This is a genomic window from Kineococcus indalonis (genome assembly GCF_009906395.1).
Taxonomy (GTDB): Bacteria; Actinomycetota; Actinomycetes; order Actinomycetales; family Kineococcaceae; genus Kineococcus; species Kineococcus indalonis.
The window spans coordinates 1-4232 of sequence record NZ_JAAALM010000364.1 but is presented as its reverse complement, the minus strand read 5'-3'; the positions used below and the strand labels follow the sequence as shown (position 1 = coordinate 4232).

The 4232-nt window shown below is 75.3% G+C and carries 4 protein-coding genes; 3 read left to right on the top strand and 1 reads right to left on the bottom strand.

Features of this window, described 5'->3' with window-relative positions:
* The 3 genes from GTR00_RS15745 to GTR00_RS15735 all read left to right on the top strand — a co-directional run.
* Positions 1–1106, top strand: a 1106-nt coding sequence (locus tag GTR00_RS15745; protein WP_323132524.1) for a mechanosensitive ion channel family protein, incomplete at its 5' end; no start/stop codon positions are given.
* Positions 1107–1184: 78 nt separating this feature from the next.
* Positions 1185–2750 (top strand): SDR family oxidoreductase, encoded by a 1566-nt coding sequence (locus GTR00_RS15740; protein ID WP_166612537.1) that lies wholly within the window; start codon positions 1185–1187, stop codon positions 2748–2750.
* Between the two features lie 35 nt (positions 2751–2785).
* Positions 2786–3196: a globin gene (locus GTR00_RS15735; RefSeq protein ID WP_166612539.1), complete on the top strand. Its 411-nt coding sequence runs from the start codon at positions 2786–2788 to the stop codon at positions 3194–3196.
* Between the two features lie 19 nt (positions 3197–3215).
* On the opposite strand, the gene egtD is transcribed toward GTR00_RS15735, so the two are convergent.
* On the bottom strand, positions 3216–4181 hold the full coding sequence (egtD, locus tag GTR00_RS15730) for an L-histidine N(alpha)-methyltransferase (RefSeq protein ID WP_166612538.1): 966 nt from the start codon (positions 4179–4181) through the stop codon (positions 3216–3218).
* Positions 4182–4232 lie beyond the last annotated feature (51 nt).

Below are 4232 nucleotides of genomic sequence, written 5' to 3'. Positions count from 1 at the left end.
CCCCGACAGAGAAGGAGCACCGGGACCCCGTGACCGACGCCCTGTCCGCCGTGCTGGCCGCCGACACCGCCGACGCGGGCGAGACCGCCCGCACCGCGGCGGACTTCCTGCTCGACAAGCCGCTGAAGATCCTCCTGGCCCTGCTGGTGTGCTTCGTGGCCCGCTACCTGCTGCTGCGGATCATCGACCGCGTCGCCGCGGGCATCGCCTCCGGGGCCAGCCGCCTGGGCGGGCGCGGCCGGCAGAACGGCCTGCTGGAGTCCTCCCCGCTGCTGTCCGAGCGGCGCGAGCAGCGCGCCGGCACGATCGCCTCGGTGCTCAAGAGCGCCACCACGCTCGTGCTGGGCATCGCCGCCGTCATGTCCGTGCTCGACGTCCTCGGGGTGTCCATCGCCCCGTTCCTGGCCTCCGCCGGGATCGCCGGCGTCGCCATCGGCTTCGGCGCCCAGGCCCTCGTGAAGGACTTCCTGTCCGGGTTCTTCATGCTCGCCGAGGACCAGTACGGCGTCGGCGACGTCGTCGACCTCGGCGACGCCACCGGCACCGTGGAGGCCGTGGGGCTGCGGGTGACGCGGCTGCGCGACGTGCAGGGCACCGTCTGGTACGTGCGCAACGGCGAGATCCTGCGCGTCGGCAACCAGAGCCAGGGCTGGGCCCGCGCCGTCCTCGACGTGTCGGTCACCTACGGCTCCGACGTGGTGCAGGTGCAGGACATCCTGCAGCGCCTGGGCGACGCCCTCGCCGAGGAGGAGGACTGGAGGGAGCTGGTGCTGGAGCGCCCCGAGGTGTGGGGCGTGGAGCAGATGGCCGCCGACGGGATCGTGCTGCGCCTGGTGGTCAAGACCGCCCCGCTGCAGCAGTGGGCGGTGCAGCGCGAGTTGCGCCGGCGCATCAAGGCCGCGTTCGACGCCGAGGGCATCGAGTTCCCCTACCCGCAGAGCACGGTGTGGCTGCGCAACGACGAGCGCCGCGCGCCGCAGCCCCCGGCCGGCGCCGAGGACCCGGCCGCCGCGGCGGGCTCGCACCCGCCGCCGCCCAGCGAGGCGGACGTGGTGGCCGAGACCACGGCGAGCGCGGACCCGGGGTCGGTGCGGCGGGGCGTCTGAGGGGCCGGGGCGGCACCCGGGCCGACCGGCCGCACCCACCGGGTCGCGGGCCGGCGCGGCGGGGCTGACACTGGCCGCGTGTACGACGACACCCCGGCCGAGGCTCCGCTGGAGAACGCCCACGAGGTCGGGGACGGCGGGGGCCGGCTGGCGCTGGTGACCGGCGTCAGCGGCTACATCGGCGGCCGGCTGGTGCCGGAGCTGCTGGCCGCGGGGTTCCGGGTGCGGGCGGTGGCGCGCCGGCCCGAGGCGCTGCGGGACCGCCCGTGGATCGGGCGGGTGGAGGTCGTCGGGGCGGACGCCTCCGACGCCGACGCGGTCCGCGCCGCCCTGGAGGGCGTGGACGTGGCGTACTACCTGATCCACGCGATGAGCAGCGGGGCGGCGTTCTCCGCGAAGGACCGGCGCACCGCGCGCACGTTCGCGCGCGCCGCGACCGCGCAGCGGGTCGGGCGCGTGGTGTACCTGGGCGGGCTGTACCCCGAGGGCGAGGAGCTGTCCACGCACATGGAGTCGCGCCGGGAGGTCGGCGAGATCCTGCTGGACTCCCCCGTGCCGACGACGGTGCTGCGCGCCGCGGTGATCCTGGGGTCGGGCTCGGCGAGCTTCGAGATGATGCGCCACCTGACGGAGCGGCTGCCGGCGATGGTGTGCCCGAAGTGGGTGGGCAACCGCATCCAGCCCATCGCGGTGCGCGACGTGCTGCGCTACCTGGTCGGCTCGGCGGACATGCCGGCGGACGTGGACCGCGCCTTCGACATCGGCGGGCCGGACGTCCTGACGTACCTGGACATGATGCGCGGCTACGCCGAGGTCGCCGGGCTGCCCAAGCGGCACGTGCTGCCGGTGCGGGTGATGTCCCCGCGCCTGTCCAGCCACTGGGTGGGCGTCGTCACCCCGGTGCCCAAGGAGATCGCCCGGCCGCTGGTGGAGAGCATGGTGCACGAGGTCGTGTGCAAGGAGCACGACATCGCCCGGTACGTGCCCGACCCGCCGGAGGGCCTGCTCGGCTTCCGCGAGGCGGTGCACCTGGCGCTGGAGCGCATCCAGGAGGCGAACGTCACCACCCGCTGGAGCTCGGCGTCGGTGCCCGGCGCGCCGAGCGACCCGCTGCCCTCCGACCCCGACTGGGCCGGCGGGAACCTCTACGTGGACGAGCGCACCACCGTGGTCGACGCCCCCGCGCCCGTGCTGTGGCGGGTGCTGGAGGGCATCGGCGGCGACCGCGGCTGGTACTCGTGGCCGATGGCGTGGGCGCTGCGCGGGGTGGTGGACCGCGCCTCCGGCGGCCCCGGCCTGCGCCGCGGCCGGCGCGACCCGCAGCACCTCATGGTGGGCGACGCGGTGGACTGGTGGCGCGTGGAGGAGCGCGAGGAGGACCGGCTGCTGCGCCTGCGCGCCGAGATGCGCCTGCCGGGCCTGGCGTGGCTGGACCTGCGCGTGGAGAGCGACCCGGTGGGGCGCACCCTGTTCCGCCAGCGCGCGCTGTTCCACCCCAAGGGCCTGGCCGGGCAGGCGTACTGGGCCGCGATCAGCCCCTTCCACGACGTGGTGTTCGGCGGCATGCAGCGCAACGTGAAGCGGGCCGCGGAGGCGGCGGCGCGCCGGGAGCAGTCCGCGGCAGGGGCGACACTGGTGGCGTGAGCCCCGACAAGCCCCTCGTGCGCCCGCAGAACCTGCTGGGCCGCAAGCCCGCCGGACCCGACGGCGGGACGATCACCTTCTACGACGAGGTCGGCGGCCACGAGACGTTCGTGCGCCTCGTGGACGCCTTCTACGACGGCGTGGCCACCGACGAGGTGCTGCGGCCCATGTACCCCGAGGCCGACCTGGGCGCCGCCAAGGTGCGGCTGCGGATGTTCCTGGAGCAGTACTGGGGCGGTCCCACCACGTACTCCGAGCAGCGCGGGCACCCGCGCCTGCGCATGCGCCACTCCCCGTTCAAGGTGAACCCCGACGCGCGCGACCGCTGGCTGGCGCACATGCGCGTGGCCGTGGACTCCCTCGGCCTGCCGCCGGCGCAGCACGGGCTGCTGTGGGACTACCTGGAGCGCGCGGCGCACAGCATGCTCAACACGTTCGAGGACTGAGGGGGCGGGTCGGGTCCGTTCAGCCGCGCGGCACGGCCAGGCTGAGCGCGACGTCGCCGTGCGCGTCGGTCCACCAGCGCGCCAGGTCGAACCCGGCCGCGTCCAGCTCGCGCTGCACGCCCTCGCGGCGGAACTTGCTGGAGACCTCGGTGCGCAGCTCCTCGCCGGCGGCGAAGGAGACCCGCAGGTCCAGGGCGGGGACGCTCGCGGTCAGGGCGCGGCGGGCGCGCAGGCGCATCTCGATGCGCTCGTGCTCGGGCACCCACAGCGCGACGTGCTCGAAGTCGTCGGGGTCGAGGTCGGCGCCGAGCTCGCGGTCGACGACGCGCAGGACGTTCTTGTTGAACTCGGCGGTGACGCCGGCGGCGTCGTCGTAGGCGGCGAGCAGGCGCGCGGTGTCCTTGACGAGGTCGGTGCCCAGCAGGAGGGCGTCGCCGGGGGCGAGGGTCGCGGCGAGGGAGCGCAGGAACCGCGCGCGCCCGGCGGGTTCGAGGTTGCCGATGGTGGAGCCGAGGAACGCCACGAGGCGGCGGCCGCCGCGGGGCAGGTGCCCCAGGTGCTGCTCGAAGTCGCCGACGACGGCGTGCACGGCGAGGCCGGGGTGCTCGGCGGCCACGGCGGAGCCGGCTTCGGCGAGCACGACGGCGTCGACGTCGAAGGGCACGAACCGGCGCAGGGTGCCGGTGGCGGTGAGGGCGTCGAGCAGCAGGCGGGTCTTCTCGCTGGTGCCGCTGCCGAGCTCGACGAGGGTGTCGGCGCCGGTGGCGGTGGCGACCTCGCCGGCGACCTCGCTCAGCAGGGCGCGTTCGCGGCGCGTGGGGTAGTACTCGGGCTGCCGGGTGATCTCGTCGAACAGGCGGCTGCCGCGCTCGTCGTAGAACCACTTCGGGGGCAGCGTCTTGGGGCTCGCGGTCAGGCCGGCGCGCACGTCCTCGCGCAGCGCGCGCACCAGGACGTCGGGGGTGAGGTGGCGCTCCAGGAGCAGGGGCGCGGCGGCACCTGCTCTCCCACAACGGCGTCGTGGACCGCTCCACCC